Origin of the sequence: Halomonas lysinitropha (assembly GCF_902500215.1) — a bacterium.
Lineage (GTDB): Bacteria > Pseudomonadota > Gammaproteobacteria > Pseudomonadales > Halomonadaceae > Halomonas > Halomonas lysinitropha.
This window is the reverse complement of the sequence record NZ_CABVOU010000038.1, coordinates 1-21,776: the sequence shown is the minus strand read 5'-3', so window position 1 is coordinate 21,776 and position 21,776 is coordinate 1. Positions and strand designations below refer to the sequence as shown.

Genomic DNA, 21,776 nt, shown 5'->3' with positions numbered 1-21,776 from the left:
GCATCCCCCGGGCCCGCTAGCGGCGCAGCTCGCGAAATGCCTTGACCACATGGCCGGCCAGCTCCTCGCTGGCTTCTCCCGCGCCACTCCGGTGCACCAGAACGACATGATAGTCACCGAGCGCCGGCAGCCCGACCTCGCGCGAGAGTTGGCGCAGCGGCGGCCTCACCAGGCCCAGGGGAAAGGGCGCCACGGCGAGGTCGGCGAGTATGGCAGCCTGCTGGCCAGCACAGTGCTCGCTGGTGTAGGCGATGCGGTAGGCTCGGCCGACATCATCGAGGCCGGCCAGCGCCCTGTCACGCCAGGGACAGCCCTGCCCCGCCAGGGCCACCGGCAGCGGGGAGCGCCAGGCCGCCACGCCACCTTCGCGACCGGCCCAAACCAGTGGCTCGGTATGCACGATCTCGCCCTGCGACGCCACCTGGCCGGCGGTACCGGCGGTCATCAGGATCAGGTCGAGTTCGCCAGCCTCCAGCCGGCGCTGCATGGCCACGCTGCCGCCGACAACGACATCGACCTGCACCGCCGGATGGGTGCGCGCAAACTGCGCCAGCACCCCGGGCAGGATGCGTGAGCCCAGGTCGTCAGGGGTACCGAAGCGCACCGTGCCCTCTACCGGCGGAGAGAGGAAACGCGTCACGGCCTCCTCGTTGAGTTTGAGCAGACGCCGCGCATAGCCCAGCAACACCTCGCCTTCCGGAGTCAGCCTCACCTGGCGCGCCTCGCGCACGAACAGCCTCTGCTCCACGGTGTCTTCCAGCCGCTTGATCTGCATGCTCAATGCCGAAGGAGTGCGGGACACCTGTTGCGCGGCACGGGTGAAGCTGCCGCTTTCGGCAATCGCCACGAAGGTACGCAGCACCTCGGTATCCAGCAGTGGCAGCGGTCCGGCATGGGCCGTCGAGGAAGAGCGCGACATGGCAACACCTTTCAGAATTTCTTAATGGTAAATGTAATTCTTTTCGTTGGATTCAACGAATATCATGCACCATGCTGTTCATGAGGTCACGACAACATCCTCGTACCTCGAACCATGGATCGCCTTAATCGGCGACCGACCAGAGGAGGCATCGTCATGCGTCAACTCGACCCGACTCGCAAGCTCGACACCGCCGCAGAGCGCCCCGATCACACTGCCATGCCGAGGTTCTGCATGCCCGCCATGCCGCCACTCGGGCTGGTGGCGTCCATCGAGAACCGGCTGCGAGCCTGGCGGCAAGGCAACCACCAGCGTACCCATTGAGGCAAGCGGGTCACCGCCGGTATTCACCACCGGCCTATCTGGGTAGCCACCCAACGCCCCGGCGCCAGGATGCCGACAAAGGCACCAAGCGAGCCCCCTGACACAACCTGTGCCTGGGGGCAGTCGCTGACGCGAACCTGGCTGGAAGGGATTGAGGAGGTCATGCACGATTCGGCCCTGACGCCGGGGGCGTCACCCTGATTCATCGCGCTTCAATAGGGACGTTGAGGTCGCGACTCGCTCGCCCTCGCCCCATGGGCATCGCGAACGGGAGGGCATCACGAACGGTAGGGGCGCCTCGACAGGGTATCGCTCACGTTGCTGAAGACGCATTCAGGATGTTTTCAAGACGCGCGATCTCGATGCGGGCGTTGACGAGTTCGCTGACGTCATACTGCACGCCGAGGTAGTAGATCAGCTTTCCCGAATCATCCCACAGCGGCTGGATCGACAGCCGGTTGTGAAACAACGTGCCGTCCTTGCGGTAGTTGCGCAGCGTCACCTCCACCGGCTCGTGCACCCGCAGGGCCTCGCGAATCTCATCGAGCGCCGGCTGGTCGCGATCCTCGCCCTGCAGGAAGCGGCAATTGCGCCCGAGGATCTCTTCCTGGCTGTAGCCCGTCAGTTGCTCGAAGATACTGTTGGCATAGACGATGGGAGAGTCCGGCTGGTCCGGGTCGGAGAGGGTCACACCGTTCACGCAGGTATCCAGGATCTGCGTCAGCACATGCGGGATGATGCCGGTGTCTTTGTCGGGAATGAATAGCATGATGTCTCCAACCAAGGGCGCTGGGTAAACGAATTAGTCCTTCGGCTTCTGGCCGAGTTCCCGCTCGGCCAGGAGGCGCAGGTCGCGCACGACCCGCTCCGTGCCGTCCTTGACCGCCAGGCGAATGAGCTTTTCGAACGGGCGCATGGCAAAGTTCAGCTTCGCCAGTTCGAAGCTGAAGGTCAGTCGCGTATGGCCCTGCTGCGGTTCGAAGAAATAGTTGATCTCGAACGGATCTTTGATGCCCTTGAAACAGACACGGCGCTGAGGTTCGAGCGCGATGACCTTGAAATCGGCCTCGGAGCGGCGCCCCTGATCGATTCGCACCTGCCGGGCCTTCCAGCCGACGGCCAGTGGCCCGCTGCTCAGGGGCGTCAGTTGCTGGACCTCGGGCGACCAGCGCGGATAGTTGCGGACAAAATCGGTCACAACGAAGCCGAACACAGCAGGCACCGGGCAGCGAATCAGAGTACTGGACTGGGACTTAACCATCGATCAAGCGATTCCCATGAAGACGGGTGACGGGAGTTCGCAACGCGGGGGCATAGGCGTAAGAGACACGTCATCGAGCCTGGCTGCCAACACGACCAGGCTTGACGATAGCAGCATTTTCCCGGTGAAGCTCCATGGATCATTTGCCCGAGCCCATGCCGGTTCACTCCGTCAGGTGCCTGCACGGAGGACGGGGCTGCGCTCGCCCTCCCCATCCCGGTCACTCACCTGGCATAAAGCGAGGCACACGATGAGTTCCCTCCCGCACCCCCTGGGCGGCGGATTCGACATCGCCGCATCAACGGACCTGGATACGACTGTCTCGCGGCGTGCATGAATGCCGCGCAGGACTCAAGCGCGTCGTTGACGCAGCGGGACAGTGGCTGGTGCCATCAAGGTGGGGTACCTTGAAAGCACCGCCATGCTGCCCCCTATAGAGGAAACTTCGATGATCATTCGTCACGCCAACGAGCGCGGCTATGCCGATCACGGCTGGCTGAAGTCTCGTCACACCTTTTCGTTTGCCGACTACTTCGACCCGGACCACATGGGCTTTCGCAAGCTGCGGGTGATCAACGAGGATCGCGTTCAGGGCGGCCAAGGCTTCGGCACCCACCCCCACCGTGACATGGAGATCCTCTCCTACGTGCTGGAAGGCGAGATGGCCCACCGCGACAGCATGGGCAACGGCGCGATCATGCGCCCTGGCGATGTGCAACGCATGTCGGCCGGCACCGGCGTGCGGCACAGCGAGTTCAACAACGACCCCGACCGTGAGTTGCACTTCCTGCAGATCTGGATCGAGCCGAAAGAGCGGGGTATCCCCCCCGACTACGAGCAGAAGGCCTTTCCCGCCGAGCAGCGCCAGGGGCAGTGGCGGCTGGTGGTGTCACAGGAGGGGCGCGACGGCTCGGTGAGCGTGAACCAGGACGTCAACCTCTACGCCGGGCTGTTCGATGCCGGAGAGCGAGCGCCAACGCCTGCGGTGCGCCACGCCTGGCTGCACGTGGTACGTGGCGAGGCGGAGATCAACGGTCGGCGACTCTCGGCCGGCGATGCCGCTGCCTTCCAGCCAGGAGAGACCATCGAGGCGGTGGGCGTAAAGGACGCGGAGATCCTGCTCTTCGACCTGGCCTGACCGGTATTCGGCGTGACAATGGGGGCGGTAAATGCCCGGCTTTTTATATGGTTCGCTGGTTATCGGTCTGTCACATAACCGGTGGCGATGATCCGTCTACTGCCTAAACTCGAGCCTCCCGCCCCGCCAGCAACTTCAGAATCAACAACGCAAACTGCCTGCCAGTCTCCTCATCCTCCAATAGCGGCATGCTGAGCTTCTCGTGGTCACTCATGGCGTCGAGCACGGCGTCGGTGACTCGCTTGGGAAAGAGGCCGTGCATGACCTGACCTTCACTGTGGTTGCGGACCTGGGTCATCACCGCCTCGTCGCGTTCGATACGGTCGGCGATGCCGTTGGCGAAGTGCAGCTTGTCCTCATCGCTGACTTCGGCGCCGTAGAGATCATTGAGCTTGTCGATGATCTCGGCCAGGCGCTGCTTTTCGGGGTCATAGGGCTTGCCCGAACCCACCTCGGTGATCGGCTTGAGCCCGTAGTCGCCGCTCTCCTGCTCGAGCTGCAGGCGCTGCTCGGCCCGCTTGGTGAGGCGGTAGTGGGTCAGCGCCAGTTCGCTGACGTCGATGGGCTCCTCTTCCTGCAGGCGGTCCGTGCGCAGCAGCGGGTGGAGATGGCGCGCGAACACGCAGAGTTGCTCGAGTTCCACGTCATCGAAGCTGACGATCTGCGACAGGAACTCGTAGGCGCGCACGAAGCTCTGCAGGTTCTTGCGGAACAGGTCGAGCTCGTCGCGGGTCTTGCCGGCATCTTCCAGCTCCTGGTCGGCGCGTTTCAGGCCCTTGTCGTCGCCCTGCTGCTCGGCGCAGCGGCGTTCCTCCTTCCAGACCTGCAGCTGCTCGAGGATCGCCCGGTAGCGGTGCCGGAAGCGATCCTGGGCGGGACGACAGTAGTAGCTGAGGCTGGCAGACGGCGCCTTGGGATCGAAGAAGGCCTTGGCGAAGCCCTCGACCTCCTCGCGGTAGTAGATCCCGCTGGCGTCGAGGCTGCGCTGCAGGTCGAAGACCACCTGGGGGTCGGAGACGTCGGCCAGCTCGGCCTTGCGGTAGTAGGGCGCGAAGGCCTCGAGGATCTCCTGGGGATCGTTGAAGAAGTCGAGGATGAAGGTCTGCTTGCCGGGGAAGGTGCGGTTGAGCCGCGATAGGGTTTGCACGCAGTCCACGCCCTGCAGCTTCTTGTCCACGTACATGGCACACAGCTTGGGCTGGTCGAAGCCGGTCTGGAACTTGTTGGCGGCGATCATCACGTTGAAGTCGCCGGTATCGAAGGCGTCGGCCAGGTCCCGCCCCTTGAGGCCGGGGTTGAGGATCGTGCTGGTCTCGGACACCTCCTCGGGGATCTCCTCGTCGGGCGGCACCGTGCCGGAGAAGGCCACCAGCGGGTGAACGTCGTCATAGCCCTGCCGGGCGATGTAGGCCTTCATGGCCAACTGGTAGCGCACCGCCTCCTGGCGGCTGGCGGTGACCACCATGGCCTTGGCCTGGCCGTCGAGCAGGTGGCGCACGTTGGCGCGGAAGTGCTCGACGATCACCTCGACCTTCTGGTTGATGTTGTAGGGGTGCAGCCGCACCCAGCGCGCCAGGGTCCGGGAGGCCTTCTTGGACTCGACCTCCTCGTCGTCCCCCTCGGGATGGGCCAGCTTCCAGGCGGTGCTGTAGGTGACGTAGTTCTGCAGCACGTCGAGGATGAACCCCTCCTCGATGGCCTGGCGCATGGAGTAGAGATGGAACGGCTCGGGCAGGTTGTCGGCACTGGCCGGCAGCGAGGGATCCGGCGGCCGGCCGAACAGCTCCAGGGTCTTGGCCTTGGGCGTGGCGGTGAAGGCGTAGTAGCTGATCCGCTCGCTGGGCCGCCTGGCGGCCACAGCGGCATCCATCAGGGCCTCGGCGCTCACTTCAAGCTCGCCGTTGCCCTCGCGCCCTTCCAGCTCGCCGCTGCCCTCGCTTGCGTCATCTTTCCCCTGAACTTCTCCCGCAGCGGCCAGCAGGGCCTTGAGCTTGCTGGCCGAGCTGCCCGTCTGCGAGGAGTGGGCCTCGTCGGCGATCACCGCATAGCTTCCCTCGGCCAGGGCCGGACGCCTGTCGAGGGCGTCGAACAGCGCCGGGAAGGTCTGGATGGTGACGATGATGATGCGGGTGTTGGTGGCCAGCGCCTCGGCGAGCTGCTCCGACTTGCTCAGGTTGCCGACATCGCGGGTGATGGGCTTCACCACGCCATGGGCATGCTCGAACTGATAGATGGTGTCCTGCAGCTGGCTGTCGAGCACGGTGCGGTCGGTGACCACGATCACCGAGTTGAAGCGCTTGTGGCCGGCGTCGTCGTAGAGGTTGGCCAGCTGGTGGGCCGCCCAGGCGATGGAGTTGGACTTGCCCGAACCGGCGCTGTGCTGCACCAGGTAACGACGTCCCGGGCCCTCGTCGCGCGTCGCTTCGATCAGCCGGTTGACCACCTCCCACTGATGATAGCGCGGGAAGATCAACGTCTCCCTGGTCTGGCGCCGGCCGTGGAAGTCCTCATAGGGTTTCTTCTCCAGGTGCAGGAAGCGGCCCAGGACCTTCAACCAGGCGTTGGGGGCGAAGACCTCCTCCCACAGGTAGGCGGTGGCGTAGCGGTTCTCGTCCGCTGCGGGCGGGTTGCCGGCACCGCCCTCCTCAGTGCCGCGGTTGAAGGGCAGGAAGAAGGTCGCCTCCCCGGCCAGCTTGGTGGTCATGGCCACCTGCTCCTGGCTGACGGCGAAGTGGACCAGGGCGCCGCGCTTGAAGGTCAGCAGCGGCTCGGGCTTGCGGGTGACGGGATCCTTGATCGGCCGGTCACGGCGATACTGGCGCTTGGCATTCTCCACCGACTGCTTGAACTCGCTCTTGAGCTCCAGGGTGGCGGTGGGTAGGCCATTGACGAACAGCACCAGGTCGAGGCGCGGGTTGTAGCTCTGCTGGCCGGTGCTCGTCTCGCGCGCGTGGGGCGAGTAGGCCACTTCCGGGACGACCCGCAGGCGGTTGGCGCGGGAGCGGGCCAGGGCATCGGGGTTCATGCCGTGGTCGGGCGGAAAGCTGCACAGGTCGAACGACACGCCAGGCACCTTGAGGCCATGGCGCAACACCTCCAGAGTGCCCGCCTTGTCCAGCTCGCGCACCAGCTTCTGCACGAACACCGTCTCGGGTGCCTGGGGATTGGCCTTGCAGAACTTGGCCCAGCGCTCGGGCTGGGCCTCCTGCACATAGGCGAGCAGATCCTCGGTGTACAGCGCATTGCCGCGGTCATAGCCGCTGGCCGGCCCGGTCTTCCAGCCGCCGGCCACCATGGCGTCGATGATGTCCTGCTGGAACGGCGCTTCCCTGCTGTCCGCCATATCATCCCCTGCGCTTGGCGTGGCTTTTGAACAGACTAGCGCTTCGGGGATACAAGGAGAAGGCGACTTAGGCCGAGGCGCCCCCGCCGGTTTACATTGAGCGACGAAAGTGGCCGCAGAAGCTGATTTCACGGTTATGTCTAAACCGTGCCCTCTCCACCGGCAGCAAGAGCCTCAAAAGAGCGCCTTATGAGACAGGCTCGATCATCGCCGGATCATCCTCCACCGGCTTGTTGACACGGGTGCTCACCGGCCAGTGGGTCAGCTGGTCGTGCGGGAGATGATGGACCCGCTGGCGGATCGTCTCGCGGTCGGTCAGCTCGGGATCGAGCCAGGGCTCAAGGCTCTGCTGATCCAGGATCAGCGGCATGCGCGAGTGGATCGCCTGGGCGACGCCGCGGGCAGGCTCGGTGAGGATCGCGCAGCCGGGCTTGCCGTCCGGGCGCTCCATCCAGATCCCGGCGAACCAGAGTGGCTCGTCGTCACTGCGGGTCAGGTAGTGGGGCTGCTTGCGACCGTCCACGGTTAGCCACTCGTACCAGCCGTCTGCCGGCACCAGGCAGCGGTGATGGGCAAAGGCGCCGCGAAAATAGGGAGAAGTGGCGACCTTCTCGACGGTGGCGTTGATGGGCTGTGGGGCCTTGTCGTCGGCCCAGTGGGGCCGATAGCCCCACCACAGCGCATCGAGGGCCAGTTGGGCGCTGTCATCATGCCGGCGCACCGCGGTGATCCAGGTGCCCGGCGCGACGTTGTAGCGTGGTAGCAACTCACCCTCGGCCAGCGGTAGCTTGAGAGAGCGTGCCAGGCTGGGGAAGTCGCTATACAGGGCAAAGCGGCCGCACATGAACAAGCTCCGTCAGTTCGGTTGGCTGTAAAAACCTCCCGGCACAACAAGTCTGCAAATATGGGGTTGGTCACCCATGATGATCATTGGCTCCTTCGGGACCCTTGGTGTCCTCAGGGTAACGAGGGGCATCCTCACCGATGAAGACAGGCTTTCCGTCCTGCCAGAACACGGCATACTGACCGAGGCGCCGCTTGCGCTCCAATGTTTCAGCCACGGCAGCACGAAGGCTATCGAGCATTTCCTGCGTATCCGGTGGAAGTTGGGTCATACAGCCTCCGTTTGAGCGGCCTCGATGGATGCCGTTGAGCCTGCCGGCGGCTGCCAGCCGCTCACGTCGATCTTGCCAGTGACGGCAGCAGAGATCAGGGCGGATCGCCGCTCTTTCAGCAGCTCCATATTTCGGTTTGCTTCATCAATGAGTTGATCAAAAATACAAGATTCATGATCTATGTAGTCTGCGATGCTAACCTGCTCACCAACCGGGGGTTGAAAGAGCCAGAATTCCATCGCATCTGCAATGTTAAACTGCTTCTGAGCCGCCCCGTACTGGACTATTTCTACCTGATGACGAATCAGACGACTGTTCATTGCGGAACAAAGCCACCGAGAGTCGTAGTCACCTTTCTTGATAAGCATGACGGAGGCACAATTTCCACCTTCACACTCTGGTGGAACCACAGCTGTTACGCCCGGATACCCCACGCGCATCGTCACAACATCACCGGCTTCCAGCATAGTTTTTCTGTTACGGCGGCTATCCTCTAGCGAGATTTTTCGGGCTTTATCAACCACAATATAACCTTCTCTCACCTCCCCCCCATAAATGAATGGAAGTCCCTCTTCCGCAAGGTAATTACTGGGATTGACGACAATGCCAACTGTGATGAATGGCGTTACATTTTTCAGCCGCTTCCTCACCCAATGCGCCGGCACTTCCCCCAGCCACTCCACCCCGGAGTCTTTCATCGGCACTTCGGGGTCGAGGCCCTTGGTCACGGCATGGGAAAGCACCGCCTGGCGCTTCTCCTTCAGCAGCTTGATCAGACGCTGCTGCTGCTCCACCAAGGCGTCGATGCGAGCGGTTTCGTGGTCAAGGAAGGCCTGAATTTCTTCTTGTTCCTTATAAGGGGGCCAGGCGATAGAGAAGTTTCGGACAAAGTCATCCGGCACGCGCTTCTGACCACCGGCGCCGTACATCGATGACTCACCGAGGACCCGAAAAGGCTCGGACGAGACGACCCGATATAAATAGTTACTCGTGGTTAGCCTGGCCTTGGGCCGCATCACGATGAGCTCTGTCGTGCCAAATCCAACACGATTCTCGAGGCCACGCATGACGGCCCCTTTCCCATTTTCAAAGCAAGGTGTGATCTTCGCTATGGTGACATCGCCCTCCCGAACAAAGGTATACCCAGCCAAAACCTCACCTATTGGCCGCGTCTGATCAAGTGACAGCGACCCATCTTCCCCCACAGCTTCCATGGGGATGAAGCTCACAGAGCTCTCCGCAGGCAGTGACCGCACCTCAGATTTGGACGGGTTGAGTTCAGCAACGTACCTCAGACGTTTCACCTCCCAATGCGCCGGCACCTCCCCCAGCCACTCGACGCCGGAGTCCTTGTATTCGGGATATTGCGGAAATTTACTCGGGCTATCCCTGCCCTCGCCCTTCGGGCCAGTCGCTTCGCGCCTGTTCAAATTTGATCCCGTCAAATTTGTCATGCCGACAGCTCCTCGATCATCTGCTTGATCCGGTCGGTGCAGGCCTTGAGGTCGGCGTCGATCTCCTCCAGCGGGCGCGGCGGGGTGAACTGGTAAAAGTGCCGGTTGAAGGGGATCTCGAAGCCGACGATGCCGATGCGGCCGTCCAGCGGGTCGCGCTTCTCCTCGTCGATCCATGCATCGGGGACGTGGGGCTTCACCTCGCGCTCGAAGTAGTCGAACACCGACTCATCCAGCGGCACATTCTCGTTATCGCGCAGGCCGGTGTCCGCCTCGGGGTTGCCGTTCTTGTCGAGGCAGATGTCCGCCTCCGGGTCGCGCTCGGAAAGTGCATTGAGGATCGCCTTCTGCACCGGGGCGCCGACCTTGAGGCCCGCCGCCTTGAGCGCGGCCTTCAGCGCCCTGGTGAAGGCGTCTCGGTTGGTGAAGCGCTGCTCCGGGTCCAGGGTGGCGCAGGCGGCCATGATCGCCTCGCGCTCGCCCTCCGCGAGCTTCTGGAGCGGCTTCTCGTCATCGAGCCGGGCCAGGCGCTCGGGGCTGGCCTGGAAATTGAGGCGCAGCGGGCGCTCCACGGTGATGCGCCGGTAGCCGAAGGCCTCCACCGGGAAGACCTTGCTCTCCTCGCTCTCCTGATAGGCGCCGTAGAGTCGCACGATCTCCTCGATGTCGCGGTCGGCGACGAACTGGCGCTTGCTGCCCAGCGACTTGCGCATCTTCGAGGCCCGGCCGGTGGCGTCGATCAGCTGCACCTGGCCGCGGCGCTCGGCGGGCTTGTGGTTGGAGAGGATCCACACATAGGTGGCGATGCCGGTGTTGTAGAACAGATCCGTGGGCAGGCCGACGATGGCCTCCACCAGGTCGTGCTGCAGCAGGTAGCGGCGGATCTCGGATTCCCCGCTGCCGGCGCCGCCGGTGAACAGCGGCGAGCCGTTGAGGATGATGCCGATGCGCGAGCCGCCCTCCTGGCGGGGGCGCATCTTGCTGACCAGGTGCATCAGGAACAGCAGCGAGCCGTCGGAGACCCGCGGCAGGCCGGGGCCGAAACGACCGTCATAGCCCTTGTGCTTGTGCTCGTCGGTGACCTGCTTCTGGACCTTCTTCCACTCCACGCCGAAGGGTGGATTGGCGAGCATGAAGTCGAAGCGCTGACCGGCCAGCTGGTCGTCGGAGAGGGTGTTGCCGAGCTTGATACGCTCCACCGCCTGGCCCTTGATCAGCATGTCGGCCTTGCAGATGGCATAGGACTCGGGGTTGAGCTCCTGGCCGTGCAGCGAGACGCTCATGCCGCCGCTGACCTGCTGCAGATATTCGTCGCTCTCGGAGAGGAAGCCGCCGGTCCCCGCCGTGGGGTCGTAGACGGTGACGATGCCGCCACTGGTGAGCTTGTCGTCCTGGCCGGTGAGCACCAGCGAGGTGGTCAGGTGGACGATGTCGCGCGGCGTGAAGTGCTCCCCCGCCGTCTCGTTGGAGCTCTCGGCGAACTTGCGGATCAGCTCCTCGAAGATGGCGCCCATGCCGTAGTTGCTGACCCGCGCCGGGCTCAGGTCGATGGCGACGAAGCGCTGCACCACCTGGTAGAGCAGGTTGTTGGCGTTGAGCTGCTGGACGAAGCTCTCGAACTCGAAATGCTCGAAGATCTCCCGGGCGTCCTGGCTGAAGGCCTGGACGTAGCTCATCAGGTCGTCGGCGGTCTGGGTGTCGGAGAGCGTGGCCAGCGACAGCCGCGAGGCATTGAAGAACGGCTGCTCGGCAGAGCGCAGCAGCAGCTTCTCGCGCACCGCCTCGGGCTTGGCCTGGTGGGTCTGCGCGGCGGACAGCACCTCGGACTTGGTGGGCTCCAGCACGCACTCCAGGCGCCTCAGCAGGGTGAAGGGCAGGATGATGCGGCCATACTGGGACTGCTTGAAATCGCCGCGCAGCAGGTCGGCGACCGACCAGATGAAGGCGGCTGTCTGGGAGTGACTCTCCGTGTTCACGATGCGTCCCCGCGTTCTGGGTGCTGATGAAAATAAAGTCTAATTAGGTATGATACACGGGGCTCCATTCGGCCCCGGTAAGGCAAGCTGTCACTGAAAGAGATCAGCGATTAAGGCTTTCGACTTCCTCGCCTCCTTCCGCCACGATCGCAGCATGCTCAAATAAGCGCCGGGTCGCCTTATCCGTGAAGTTAACCGGCAGCAGGTCACAGGCTACCACCATGCGATCAGCGTCAGTCATGATATCGATCTCGATACGCTGCCCTGCTTCGAGGTGCTCCTGCAGCAAGGCATTGATCCTAATATTGGTCGCCTGGCTTAGCCCCGGGTTGGCGTAGTGGGCGAAGCGCCGCCGTAACCTGACCGTTTCGCCGATATAGTGGCGGCTTTGCCCTGCCCCCTGCAGGCGAAACCGGTAGAGCCCTGCGATGTCCGGCACCGCCGGAAAAGCGAGCTTTCTGCTATCATCCAGCATCAGCCGTCCCAGCACGCGCCATGTCATGCCCACAGAAAGCTCCAGCGGGTTAATGCCGCCCGCTTTCGGCAGAGTGCTGACATCAAAATTATCCATGGTCCCCCCTGCACGCTGCGAGTTCTGTTCTGATTTCGACGCAGCCCTCCCGCTAACGCCCGCATCCCGATAGAACGTGACGGTTTCTCCGGTCAGGTTAAGATCGCCGGTCCGCCAGCCCGCTGAGAGCCAAGCCATGGCTTGCCGGCCCTGATGCGCGTCATTTGCCCACCAAGCCGGATACAGCCGTGCGCTAGCAGGTAGCGCAAAGCCCAGGATGAATTCCAGCTGCCTGAAACCGGCATGCCACTCGGGTCCACTCAGCGACTTCAGGTACGCACCTAGCTTGTCGTATTTGCTCATAGTTGCATCCCGTCATGTGATAGGGATCAACGCCGTATGGCTGAAACCAGCCCAGCCTCACGCTGAAAAGATTTTGTTCAGCGCCTTGATAATCGACTCCCGCGTACCAGGCCCCGCCCTGGTCAGATTGAGCGCCCGCCACCGCACCGCCGGCAGTCGATCGAGACCTTCAATGCCAAGCACCTCCCATGCTGGACTGCCTTCATAAAATGAAATCAGGAACGCCTTGTGCTCTTCCGGCATGCCTGACAGAACCATGCTGACGAGCCGACCCCTGGCCTCCAGAAGCATTTCGAGCGATACAGGCCGCTCCGTCATCCCAGCAAAGTCGGTCTCGTATATGGCGCGGATATCTTTGGTGGGCGGCGCTAACAGGGAATGGGGCGAATGATCGTGGCTGATCAGATAGACGATGAGCGCCGTGCGCAGCGACCGAGACAAGCAGCTGCACCTGCTGCCGGAATGTCGGATCAAAGGGCATCCATGTCCTCCGGGACGGTAATCTGATACGTCTTGTTCAGCTTACCGCCCCTGGCGATCATCCGCTTTCCCTTGCCCAGATCGATCTTGCCGCGCTCGATCATGTCCAGCCACTGATGGCGGTGCCGATCGGCAAAGAAGAAGAACAGCCGCTTCACCTTGACGCTCTGCGCTTCTTCGAGCAAGGCCTGCATCTTGCGCGGCCGCAGGGTCACAAGCCCTTCCATGAACTTATCCACCATATCGAATGACGTGCTCCCCGGAAGCTCGTCGATCAGCTCGAGAATCGCCCGCTCGGGGGCTGAGCGCACCAGCGGCCAGCTCCACGGCCCCCACTCATCGATATCCAGCGCCCCCGGCAGACGGGGCGACGCCTCTGCCGGGTCCAGAGAGAGTTGATCGCTGTAACCGGACAGCGCCGGCAGGAAGCGTGAGCGGTTATGCACGATAAAGGCCGGCATATCGGTAAGTTTCGAAAGCCAAGAGGGAAGCTTGCGGTCGGTATAGAGATGCACAGCCTGCTGCGCCTGATAGAGATAGTGAGAATAGCCCCGCATCTCCAGGGCGGTCCGCCCGCCGACCGAGACGGGATAGCCCAGCAACACCTGTAAGGAGATGACGACCTGCTCCCAGCGCAAGACGCCACTAGGCCGCCAATACACACCCCTTACGGGACTGTCCAGCCACCCGCCGGAGACGTACTGGCTGCGCAGCGACCGCGAGTACCCGTGTGCCTCCAGCCACACGGCATCGACTAGGAGCCCTTCCGGCAAGAGACGCTCCAACTGGTTTATCTTTCCACGCTTCAGTTCGCTCATCCTTTACAAATTAGCATAATTGCAAACCAAAAGGATGGTTTAAACTGAAAGAGAAAAGAACAGCTCAGCTATGCAAATAGCTTTATGTATAAACCACAAGCAGGTAACACCGTTATAGCTGCGTTCTCACCGGGTAATGCACTTGATCCGTATGTCCGGTGAACGGGCAACCCTATGTGAGGTGTGATGGTGGGCCCAGCTGGACTCGAACCAGCGACCAAGGGATTATGAGTCCCCTGCTCTAACCAACTGAGCTATAGGCCCTTGCAGCGGATGGCGCCGAGCGGCGACGCCGTATGATAGCGAATGGCGATGGAGGTGACCATAGCCGGCTGCGCTTGTCTGGCCGGAATACCCTGCCGCCCTTTATTGATAATGATTATTGTTTGTATAATGAGACTTTCCGCGGTTCCGGTGGTCTCGCCATGCCCTCTTCCCTGGCCCGGCTCTACGTCGGCCCCCTGCAGCACCTCGCGCCGCCGACCATCGCGCCGGCAGCGCCCGAGGGCATGCCGGCCCGCGAGCTTCTCGACCCGGCACGCCTGGCGGCGCTGCTGGAGCGTTTCGGCGCCCGGTACGGCCACGGCGACCGCCGGGCGGTGGCTTCGCTGTGGTCGAAGTGGCACTTCAGCGCCCTGGCGGCCCACGGCCTGGCCGCCAACCTGCTGCTCGAGCGCGACCTGCCGCTGGGGCTCGATGAGCTCCATCTCCAGCAATCTCCCGAGGGGCAGACCACCGGCCTGGTGCTGCGCCATGCCGGCCGCCCCCTGGCCGAGCTCGCGCCCCACTCGCGCTTCGCCACCCTGCTCGACGATCACCTGACGCCACTGGTCGAGGCCCTGGCCGCGGTCAGCGGCGCCTCTCCCAGGGTGTTCTGGAGCAACGCCGGCAACTATATCGAGTACTTCGCCGGCGCCCTGGCCGACCATCCCATGGCCACGCCGGACGCCGCTGAACCCGCCCGGGCGCTGCTGGCGAACCGCACCCTGCCCGGCGGCCGACGCAACCCGCTCTATCGGCCGGTACGCTATGTCGAGGGCGATGACGGCACCCTGCGGCGGGTGCGTCGCCTGTGCTGCATCCGCTACCTGATCGACGAGCTGGGCGTCTGCGGCAACTGCCCGCTGGCCTGCCGTCACAGGGCCCGCGCCGCCGAGACACCCTGACCGCCACACCATCGCCAGGGCCCACCCCGTTGCCGGGATGGGCCCTCTTGGCATGCCTGTTGCGGCAGAAAGGCTCAGTAGCGCCAGGTCAGGTTGGCCATGACATGGCGCGGGGCGCCGTGGAAGGCCTGATCCCACTTGAGGCTGGTCAGGTACGCCTCGTCGGTGACGTTGTTGAGGTTCAGCGAGCCGGTCAGGCTGTCGCTGAAATCGTAGCTCGCCATCAGGTCGACTAGGGCGTAGGCCTCCTCGCGGGTCTTGCCCTCGGCGAAGTCGCGGTCACGCTCGATATCGTCCTGCCAGCGCAGTCGCGCGCCCAGCTTGAGGGCGTCCAGGGCGGCCGGCCGATAGCTGGTGGTGGCGCGCACCAGATGACGCGGTATATAGGTGTTGGTGGCCTCGCCGTCGGCGTCCTCGACCTCCAGGTAGGTATAGCCGACGCTGGCCTGCCAGCCCGGCGCCAGCTCGCCGGCGAGCGTGACTTCGACGCCCTCGCTGGTGATGCCGTCGCCGCCCGTGAAGAAGGCGGTACCGTCGGGCCGGGTGCCTGCCGGCTGAGCGACGTTGTCCTGCTCGGTGCGGAACAGCGCCAGCGAGGCATCGGCGCCGCCGTCGAACAGCTCGGCCTTGAAGCCGACCTCCTGGCTGACGCCGTCGACGGGATCGAGATAGTCGCCGTTGCGGTCGATCTCGGTCTGCGGATCGAAGATCTCGGTATGGCTGGCGTAGAGGGACGCCCGGTCGGTGACGTCATAGATCAGGCCGGCGTAGGGCGTCAGCACACGGTCGTGGTCGCTGGCCTGGGAGACCCCGTACTGTTCGCCGGTCGTGTCGGCCCAGCTCAAGCGGGCACCGGCCACCGCGGTCCAGCGCTCGGCGAGGTCGAGCTTGGCCGCCCCATAGAGGCTGCGCTCCTTGACCGTGGCATCACCGTCGGTGCCGGGGAAGGCCACCCAGGCATCGGGTTCGGGGTAGCGGCCGTTCCAGTCGTCCAGCGGCGGCAGGCCCTGGCCGCCGGCATCGAAGCTCGCCGTGGGATAGCGAGAGAGCTGCTGGTTGCGGCTCTGGCTCCAGTCCGTGCCGAGCACCAGCTGGTGGCTGCGCCCGAAGGCGTCGACGTCACCCTTGGCATGCAGGTCGGCCACCCACTGCTCCAGGTGACGGTCGTAGCGGCTGAGGGTCAGCTGGTCGTCCGAAATGCGCCCGGTGGCGGCATCCGGCGTCTTGTAGATGTAGAACAGCTGGGTGTCGGAGCGCATGTCCAGGTGGGTGAGCGTGCCCTTCAGCGACCAGCGATCGCCGAGTGCCTGCTGCACCTCGAGGAAGCTGCGCTGGGTCTCCACGTCCCAGTAGGACCAGTCGGGCGCCGAGCTGGTCGCAACATCATAATCGGTGGGGTTGCCGGCCGAATCATAGAGCGGCAGCGAGCCCCACATGTTGCCGTCGGTGTCGTTCTGCTGCCAGGTGTGGCCCAGGGTCACCAGGGTGCTGTCGGTGACATCGGCTTCCAGCACGCCGTAGAGCAGCCCCCGCTCGCGGCTCAGCCGGTCCAGGTAGGAGTCGCTCTCCATCCCCGCCGCCACCAGGCGCCCGCGGACACGCCCTGCCTCGTCCAGCGGCCCGGCGACATCGGCCTCCAGGCGACGCTGGTCCCAGGAACCGACGCTCGCCGAGACCGCGGCCTGGGGCTCGTAGGTGGGCCGCTTGCGCACGAAGTTGACCGTCGCCGCCGGGTTGCCCGAGCCGGACATCAGCCCGGTGGCCCCGCGCACCACTTCCACCCGGTCGTAGATGGCGGTGTCCATGTCGCCGTGAACGTTGTTGTAGGGCATCGGCACGCGCACCCCGTCGACCTGGAAGTTGGAGATCTCGAAGCCCCGTGCCGTGTAGTAGGTGCGATCCGTCTCCAGGCGCTCCACCGTGACCCCGGGGGTGCTCTCCAGGACGTCGTTGGTGGTGTCGAGGCTGAAGTCATCGATCTGCGCCCGGGTCACGGTCGAGACGGACTGGGGGGTCTCGCGGGGCGTCAGGTCGAGCCGGGTCGCGGTGCTGGTGAGCGGCACCCGGTAACGCGCCGTGCCCTCGGTGATGACCGACAGGGCCTGGGCCTCGACGGTGAGGGTCTCCAGGTCGGTGGCCGCCTCCGGGGCGGTTGTCCCCTGCTGGGCCAGAGCAACCGGGGAGAGCAGCAGGCTGCCGGCGGCGGTCAGGCCCAGGCAGCCACGGATGGCACGGGTCAACGGATGGATGTCGCCACGGCGGCGGGAAGGGAACGGCATGACGGGACGAGCCTCGCGTGATGGATTCGAATACTTATGATAATGATTCGCATCATGTTTAACAACGATAATTCACCGTTGCTGGGCACGGGGCCCTGCCGGCCCCGATGCCGTCACGCCAGGGAGGCGTCCGCCGCCTCGATCTCGCCGGTCTGTACCCGCCACTGGGCGGCATAGCGCCCGTTGTGTGCCAGCAGCTCGCCATGGGTGCCGCGCTCGACCACCCGCCCGCCGTGAATCACGGCGATCTGGTCAGCGTGGACGATGGTCGAGAGCCGGTGGGCGATCATGATCACGGTGCGCTGGTGGGCGATGCGCTTGAGCGAGCGCTGGATGGCCGCCTCGGTCTCGTTGTCCACGGCGCTGGTGGCCTCGTCCAGCACCAGAATCGGCGGATCCTTGAGCAGCGCCCGGGCCAGCGAGAGGCGCTGGCGCTGGCCGCCGGAGAGGCGCACGCCGCGCTCCCCCACCGGGGTGTCGAGCCCCTGGGGCAGCGCCTGGATGAACGCCCAGGCTTCGGCCGTCTGCGCCGCGGCGATGATGTCGGCCTCTGGGGCATCGGGGCGGCCGTAGGCGATGTTGTCGCGCACCGGGCCCTCGAACAGGTAGACGTCCTGACTGACCAGGCCGATGGCCCGGCGCAGCGAGGTCAGCTCGAGCTCGCGGATCGGCTGGCCGTCGATGCGGATCTCCCCCGCCGCGGGGTCGTGGAAGCGCAACAGCAGCTTGATCAGGGTCGACTTGCCCGAGCCGGTGGCGCCGACCAGGGCCAGGGTATGGCCCGCCGGCACCGCCAGACTGACCTCGCTGACCCCCTCACCGCTGCCCGGGTAGCGGAAGCTCACGTCGGCGAAGGTCACCTCGCCCCGCACCGGCTCCGCCAGCGCCCGCCCGCCGTCGTCGCGCACGACGATCGGCTCGGCCAGCAGGTCGAGGATGCGCCGCGTGCTGGCCATGGCGCGTTCGAAGAGGTCGATCACCTGGGCCAGGCCGGTCAGCGGCCACAGCAGCCGCTGGGTGAGGAACACCAGCACGCCGTAGGCGCCGACGTTCAGGTCGCCCCGCAGGGCCATCATCCCGCCCACGGTGAAGGTGGCCAGGAAGCCGGCCAGGATCGCCATGCGGATCACTGGGATGAAGGCCGAGCTGATGCGAATGGCCCGACGATTGGCCTCCACGTAGGCCTCGCTGGCCTGGCGCAGCCGCTCGGCCTCGCGGGCCTCGGCGGTGAAGCTCTTGATGGTGGCGATGCCGGCCAGGTTGTTGGAGAGCCGGCTCGACAGGTCGCCGACCCGCTCGCGCACCTCGGCATACAGTGGCCCGGCCTTGCGCTGGAAGTAGAAGGCGCCCCATACGATCAGCGGGATCGGCGTGAAGGCAAGCAGCGCGATCAGCGGCGAGAGCACGAAGAACACCGCCCCCACCGCCACCACGGTGACGCCGACCTGGATCATGGCGTTGGCGCCGCCGTCCAGGAAGCGCTCGAGCTGGTTGACGTCGTCGTTCATGGTCGCCACCAGCTGGCCGGAACTGCGCGACTCGAAGAAGCCCATATCGAGCCGCTGGGCATGCTCGTAGGCGTCCTGGCGCAGGTCGGCCTGCAGCCGCTGGGCCAGGTTGCGCCACAGCACCTGGAAGAGATACTCGAACAGCGACTCCCCGGCCCAGATGAAGAAGGTCAGCGCGCCGAGGATCAGGATCTGCTCCCGGGCGGACTCGAAGCCGAGCCCCGCCACGAAGCTCTGCTCCTGGTTGACCACCACGTCGATGGCCACGCCGATGAGGATCTCCGGGGCGATATCGAACAGCTTGTTGATGACCGAGCAGGCGCTGGCGGCGATGATCCGGCGGCGATAGCCGCGGGCATAGCGCAGCAGGCGCGCCAGGGCCCGGAAGCTGGAGGTGGTGGCGTCAGACATGAGGGAAACGGCGTCCTGAAGGATGAAACGCCACAGCATACCGGGAAGACGCCCGGCCCGAAACGGATCTTATTGATAACCATTATCATCAAAGGTAAGGTAGCGCCCATCGCCCCTCCCCTGGGCTCGCTGAAGGAGCGCCCTGCATGTTCGAACTGCGCGGAGCCGGTTTCGCCATCGCCGACCGGCCGCTGCTCGCCGCCACCGACCTGACCCTGGAGGGCGGCCGGGTGCACGGCCTGATCGGCCACAATGGCTCGGGCAAGTCGACCCTGCTCAAGCTGCTGGCCCGCCAGCAGCCGGCGAGCCGCGGCGAGCTGCACTTCGCCGGCCGCCCCCTGGCTAGCTGGGGTCAGCGCGAGTTCGCCCGCCGGGTGGCCTACCTACCCCAGCAGCTGCCCGCCACCGAGAACCTGCTCGGCCGCGAGCTCGTGGCCATGGGCCGCTACCCCTGGCGCGGCCTGCTGGGCCGTCACACCCGCGAGGACGCGGCGGCCATCGAGCGTGCCATCGCCGCGACCCACACCGAGGCCTTCGCCGACCGCCTGGTCGACACCCTCTCCGGCGGCGAGCGCCAGCGAGTCTGGCTGGCCATGCTGCTGGCCCAGGGCAGCGACTTCCTGCTGCTCGACGAACCCCTCGCTGCGCTGGACATCGCCCACCAGGTGGAGGTGCTGGCACTGATCCGCGAGCTCAGCCAGACGCTGGGGCTCGGCGTGGTCATCGTGCTTCACGACGTCAACATGGCGGCGCGCTACTGCGACCACCTGGTCGCCCTGCACGGCGGGCGCGTGCTGACCCGGGGCACGCCGGCCGAGCTGATGGACGAGGTCACCCTGGAGGCCATCTACGGCATCCCCATGCGCGTCATGGCGCATCCCGCCAGCCAGCATCCCGTCGCCCTGGTCCATGCCTGACGCGCTCGCCCGGCTGCTCCGCGGCCTCGTTCCCGGGCTGCTGCTGGCCCTGGTGCTGGTGCCGACACCCCGCGCCCTGGGCCAGCCGGCCGTCGCCACCCTCGACTGGACCCTGGCCGAGACCCTGGTGGCGCTGGGCGTCACCCCGGCCGGGGTCGCCCAGCGCGACGCCTACCAGGCCTGGGTGCGCGCACCGCGCCTGCCCGAGGCCACCGTCGACCTCGGCCTGCGCAGCCAGCCCAACCTGGAGCTGTTGGCTAGCCTGGCGCCGGAGCGCATCCTGATCTCGCCGATGTTCGCCCACCTGGCGCCGCGGCTGTCGCGTATCGCCCCGGTATCGACCCTGTCGCTCTACACGCCGGACCGCGAGACCTGGCCCCAGCTACGCGAACTGACCCGCGAGGTCGGTCGCCTGGCCGAGCGAGAGGCGGCCGCCGAGCGGCTGATCGCCGAAACGGAGACGCGCCTGGCGGCTCTGCGCCACCGGCTGCCCGCGCGGGTGCCGCCGCTGCTGGTGGTGCAGTTCATGGACGAGCGGCATGTCCGGGTGTTCGGCGAGGGAGGCCTCTACCAGGCCGTGATGGAACGCCTGGGGCTGGAGAACGCCTGGCGTGGCGAGACCAACGCCTGGGGCTTCTCGCTAGTGGGCCTCGAGCGGCTGGCCGGCCTGGAAGCGCGGCTGGTGGTGGTCGAGCCCTACCCGGTGGGCGTCGAGACGGCGCTGGCCGACAGCGGCCTCTGGCAGCAGCAGCCCAGCGTGCGCAATGAATCCCTGATCACCCTGCCCCCGGTGTGGAGCTTCGGCGCCCTGCCCTCGGCGCAGCGATTCGCCGACCACCTGGTCGCCGCCCTGACAGAGGCCCCCCATGGCGACTGAGGCCACCCGCCTCCAGGCCCCCGGCCTGGTCTGCCTGTTGCCGGGCCTGGCGCTGCTGGCTCTGATACTCGGCTCGCTCGCCGAGGAGGGGCTGTTCGATGGCCTGCGGGCGCTGACGACCGTGACGCCGGCGAGCCCCGAGGCGCTGGTACGCCACTACAGCTGGTGGCCACGGCTGGCCATGTCGCTGCTGGCCGGCGGCGGCCTGGCCCTGGCCGGGGTGCTGATGCAGCAGGTGCTGCGCAACCCGCTGGCCGCGCCCACCACCCTAGGGGTCGCCAGCGGCGCCAACCTGGCGCTGATGGCCGCCACCCTGCTCGCCCCGGGCCTGCTGCTGGCCGGACGCGAATGGGTGGCCCTGGCCGGTGGCGGCGGCGCCATGGCGCTGGTCTTCGCGCTGACCTGGCGCCGCGGCCTCTCCCCCGCGGTGGTGGTGCTCGCCGGCCTGGTGGTCAACCTCTACGCCGGGGCCCTGGGCATGGTGCTGCTGCTCTTCCACCAGGAAACCCTGAAGGGGCTGCTGATCTGGGGCGCCGGCTCTCTGGCCCAGAACGGCTGGGACGACGCCGCCTTCCTGGCCCCTCGGCTGCTGCTGGGTGGCTTGGCGGCCTGGCTGCTGCTGCGCCCGCTGACGGTGCTCGAACTCGACGACGCCAGCGCCAGGAGCCTGGGCGTCTCGTTGAAGCACCTGCGCCTGGCGGGGCTGGGGTTGGCGGTCTTCCTTACTGGTTGTGTTGTCAGCGTGGTGGGCGTGATCGGCTTCATCGGCCTGGCGGCGCCCAATATCGTGCGCCTGGCCGGCGCGCGCCGCCTGGGGGCGCGCCTGCTCTGGTCGACGCTGCTCGGCGCTTTCCTGCTGGCCACCACCGACCTGCTGCTGCAGCGCTTCGCCGGCACCCTGCCCACCCTGATCCCC

19 protein-coding genes and 1 tRNA gene are annotated in these 21,776 nt (G+C 65.5%); 6 read left to right on the top strand and 14 right to left on the bottom strand.

Annotated elements, in window-relative coordinates; genetic code table 11:
* Positions 1 to 16: 16 nt before the first annotated feature.
* Positions 17 to 919, bottom strand: a complete 903-nt coding sequence (locus HALO32_RS11260; protein WP_151443973.1) for a LysR family transcriptional regulator — start codon at positions 917 to 919, stop codon at positions 17 to 19.
* A gap of 156 nt (positions 920 to 1,075) precedes the next feature.
* Between HALO32_RS11260 and HALO32_RS17970 the strand changes: the two genes are divergently transcribed.
* Positions 1,076 to 1,243: a hypothetical protein gene (locus tag HALO32_RS17970; protein ID WP_192576490.1), complete on the top strand. Its 168-nt coding sequence runs from the start codon at positions 1,076 to 1,078 to the stop codon at positions 1,241 to 1,243.
* Between the two features lie 313 nt (positions 1,244 to 1,556).
* Here the strand turns inward: HALO32_RS17970 and HALO32_RS11255 are convergent, their stop codons facing one another.
* Together HALO32_RS11255 and HALO32_RS11250 are read right to left on the bottom strand one after the other, a co-directional pair.
* Positions 1,557 to 2,012, bottom strand: a complete 456-nt coding sequence (locus HALO32_RS11255; protein ID WP_151443972.1) for a PAS domain-containing protein — start codon at positions 2,010 to 2,012, stop codon at positions 1,557 to 1,559.
* Between the two features lie 33 nt (positions 2,013 to 2,045).
* Positions 2,046 to 2,504 carry an SRPBCC family protein gene (locus HALO32_RS11250; RefSeq protein WP_151443971.1) on the bottom strand — a complete coding sequence of 153 codons (459 nt, stop codon included), beginning with the start codon at positions 2,502 to 2,504 and terminating at the stop codon, positions 2,046 to 2,048.
* 448 nt (positions 2,505 to 2,952) lie between these two features.
* Between HALO32_RS11250 and HALO32_RS11245 the strand changes: the two genes are divergently transcribed.
* Positions 2,953 to 3,642: a pirin family protein gene (locus HALO32_RS11245; protein WP_151443970.1), complete on the top strand. Its 690-nt coding sequence runs from the start codon at positions 2,953 to 2,955 to the stop codon at positions 3,640 to 3,642.
* A gap of 103 nt (positions 3,643 to 3,745) precedes the next feature.
* Here the strand turns inward: HALO32_RS11245 and HALO32_RS11240 are convergent, their stop codons facing one another.
* From HALO32_RS11240 to HALO32_RS11200, 9 genes are all read right to left on the bottom strand, one after another.
* Positions 3,746 to 6,985: a type I restriction endonuclease subunit R gene (locus HALO32_RS11240; protein ID WP_151443969.1), complete on the bottom strand. Its 3,240-nt coding sequence runs from the start codon at positions 6,983 to 6,985 to the stop codon at positions 3,746 to 3,748.
* A gap of 187 nt (positions 6,986 to 7,172) precedes the next feature.
* The gene (locus tag HALO32_RS11235) at positions 7,173 to 7,829 is read right to left on the bottom strand and encodes an SOS response-associated peptidase (RefSeq protein ID WP_151443968.1); all 657 of its coding nucleotides are present in this window, start codon (positions 7,827 to 7,829) and stop codon (positions 7,173 to 7,175) included.
* Between the two features lie 70 nt (positions 7,830 to 7,899).
* The gene (locus tag HALO32_RS11230; protein ID WP_151443967.1) at positions 7,900 to 8,100 is read right to left on the bottom strand and encodes a hypothetical protein; all 201 of its coding nucleotides are present in this window, start codon (positions 8,098 to 8,100) and stop codon (positions 7,900 to 7,902) included.
* Positions 8,097 to 9,554 (bottom strand): restriction endonuclease subunit S, encoded by a 1,458-nt coding sequence (locus HALO32_RS11225; RefSeq protein WP_151443966.1) that lies wholly within the window; start codon positions 9,552 to 9,554, stop codon positions 8,097 to 8,099. Before HALO32_RS11225 ends, HALO32_RS11230 begins: the two co-directional genes overlap by 4 nt.
* Positions 9,551 to 11,530, bottom strand: coding sequence for a type I restriction-modification system subunit M (locus HALO32_RS11220; protein ID WP_151443965.1), 1,980 nt, complete (start codon positions 11,528 to 11,530; stop codon positions 9,551 to 9,553). Before HALO32_RS11220 ends, HALO32_RS11225 begins: the two co-directional genes overlap by 4 nt.
* A 103-nt stretch (positions 11,531 to 11,633) precedes the next feature.
* Entirely contained in the window at positions 11,634 to 12,404 is a 771-nt protein-coding gene (locus tag HALO32_RS11215) for a DUF7662 domain-containing protein (RefSeq protein ID WP_151443964.1), read from the bottom strand.
* 57 nt (positions 12,405 to 12,461) lie between these two features.
* Complete coding sequence (locus tag HALO32_RS11210) at positions 12,462 to 12,845, bottom strand: hypothetical protein (RefSeq protein WP_151443963.1); 384 nt, start codon at positions 12,843 to 12,845, stop codon at positions 12,462 to 12,464.
* Positions 12,846 to 12,874: 29 nt separating this feature from the next.
* Positions 12,875 to 13,702: a type IV toxin-antitoxin system AbiEi family antitoxin domain-containing protein gene (locus HALO32_RS11205; RefSeq protein WP_151443962.1), complete on the bottom strand. Its 828-nt coding sequence runs from the start codon at positions 13,700 to 13,702 to the stop codon at positions 12,875 to 12,877.
* A gap of 187 nt (positions 13,703 to 13,889) precedes the next feature.
* Positions 13,890 to 13,966, bottom strand: a tRNA-Ile gene (locus HALO32_RS11200).
* A gap of 161 nt (positions 13,967 to 14,127) precedes the next feature.
* Here HALO32_RS11200 and fhuF point away from each other — a divergent pair.
* Positions 14,128 to 14,868 carry a siderophore-iron reductase FhuF gene (gene fhuF, locus HALO32_RS11195; RefSeq protein ID WP_151443961.1) on the top strand — a complete coding sequence of 247 codons (741 nt, stop codon included), beginning with the start codon at positions 14,128 to 14,130 and terminating at the stop codon, positions 14,866 to 14,868.
* Between the two features lie 74 nt (positions 14,869 to 14,942).
* Here the strand turns inward: fhuF and HALO32_RS11190 are convergent, their stop codons facing one another.
* Together HALO32_RS11190 and HALO32_RS11185 are read right to left on the bottom strand one after the other, a co-directional pair.
* On the bottom strand, positions 14,943 to 17,147 hold the full coding sequence (locus HALO32_RS11190) for a TonB-dependent siderophore receptor (RefSeq protein ID WP_151443960.1): 2,205 nt from the start codon (positions 17,145 to 17,147) through the stop codon (positions 14,943 to 14,945).
* A gap of 113 nt (positions 17,148 to 17,260) precedes the next feature.
* Complete coding sequence (locus tag HALO32_RS11185; protein WP_151443959.1) at positions 17,261 to 19,066, bottom strand: ABC transporter ATP-binding protein; 1,806 nt, start codon at positions 19,064 to 19,066, stop codon at positions 17,261 to 17,263.
* 146 nt (positions 19,067 to 19,212) lie between these two features.
* On the opposite strand from HALO32_RS11185, the gene HALO32_RS11180 reads away from it, so the two are divergent.
* The 3 genes from HALO32_RS11180 to HALO32_RS11170 all read left to right on the top strand — a co-directional run.
* The gene (locus HALO32_RS11180) at positions 19,213 to 19,983 is read left to right on the top strand and encodes an ATP-binding cassette domain-containing protein (protein WP_151443958.1); all 771 of its coding nucleotides are present in this window, start codon (positions 19,213 to 19,215) and stop codon (positions 19,981 to 19,983) included.
* Positions 19,976 to 20,860 carry an ABC transporter substrate-binding protein gene (locus HALO32_RS11175; RefSeq protein ID WP_151443957.1) on the top strand — a complete coding sequence of 295 codons (885 nt, stop codon included), beginning with the start codon at positions 19,976 to 19,978 and terminating at the stop codon, positions 20,858 to 20,860. Before HALO32_RS11180 ends, HALO32_RS11175 begins: the two co-directional genes overlap by 8 nt.
* Positions 20,850 to 21,776: iron chelate uptake ABC transporter family permease subunit (locus tag HALO32_RS11170; protein ID WP_151443956.1), on the top strand; the 927-nt coding region annotated here is incomplete at its 3' end. The genes HALO32_RS11175 and HALO32_RS11170, both read left to right, overlap by 11 nt.

What these genes read in the sequence shown, in the direction of transcription:
- HALO32_RS11260 (WP_151443973.1), bottom strand. Translation starts at nt 919, where the DNA reads ATGTCGCGCTCTTCCTCGACGGCCCATGCCGGACCGCTGCCACTGCTG.
- HALO32_RS17970 (WP_192576490.1), top strand. Translation starts at nt 1,076, where the DNA reads ATGCGTCAACTCGACCCGACTCGCAAGCTCGACACCGCCGCAGAGCGC.
- HALO32_RS11255 (WP_151443972.1), bottom strand. Translation starts at nt 2,012, where the DNA reads ATGCTATTCATTCCCGACAAAGACACCGGCATCATCCCGCATGTGCTG.
- HALO32_RS11250 (WP_151443971.1), bottom strand. Translation starts at nt 2,504, where the DNA reads ATGGTTAAGTCCCAGTCCAGTACTCTGATTCGCTGCCCGGTGCCTGCT.
- HALO32_RS11245 (WP_151443970.1), top strand. Translation starts at nt 2,953, where the DNA reads ATGATCATTCGTCACGCCAACGAGCGCGGCTATGCCGATCACGGCTGG.
- HALO32_RS11240 (WP_151443969.1), bottom strand. Translation starts at nt 6,985, where the DNA reads ATGGCGGACAGCAGGGAAGCGCCGTTCCAGCAGGACATCATCGACGCC.
- HALO32_RS11235 (WP_151443968.1), bottom strand. Translation starts at nt 7,829, where the DNA reads ATGTGCGGCCGCTTTGCCCTGTATAGCGACTTCCCCAGCCTGGCACGC.
- HALO32_RS11230 (WP_151443967.1), bottom strand. Translation starts at nt 8,100, where the DNA reads ATGACCCAACTTCCACCGGATACGCAGGAAATGCTCGATAGCCTTCGT.
- HALO32_RS11225 (WP_151443966.1), bottom strand. Translation starts at nt 9,554, where the DNA reads ATGACAAATTTGACGGGATCAAATTTGAACAGGCGCGAAGCGACTGGC.
- HALO32_RS11215 (WP_151443964.1), bottom strand. Translation starts at nt 12,404, where the DNA reads ATGAGCAAATACGACAAGCTAGGTGCGTACCTGAAGTCGCTGAGTGGA.
- HALO32_RS11205 (WP_151443962.1), bottom strand. Translation starts at nt 13,702, where the DNA reads ATGAGCGAACTGAAGCGTGGAAAGATAAACCAGTTGGAGCGTCTCTTG.
- fhuF (WP_151443961.1), top strand. Translation starts at nt 14,128, where the DNA reads ATGCCCTCTTCCCTGGCCCGGCTCTACGTCGGCCCCCTGCAGCACCTC.
- HALO32_RS11190 (WP_151443960.1), bottom strand. Translation starts at nt 17,147, where the DNA reads ATGCCGTTCCCTTCCCGCCGCCGTGGCGACATCCATCCGTTGACCCGT.
- HALO32_RS11185 (WP_151443959.1), bottom strand. Translation starts at nt 19,066, where the DNA reads ATGTCTGACGCCACCACCTCCAGCTTCCGGGCCCTGGCGCGCCTGCTG.
- HALO32_RS11180 (WP_151443958.1), top strand. Translation starts at nt 19,213, where the DNA reads ATGTTCGAACTGCGCGGAGCCGGTTTCGCCATCGCCGACCGGCCGCTG.
- HALO32_RS11175 (WP_151443957.1), top strand. Translation starts at nt 19,976, where the DNA reads ATGCCTGACGCGCTCGCCCGGCTGCTCCGCGGCCTCGTTCCCGGGCTG.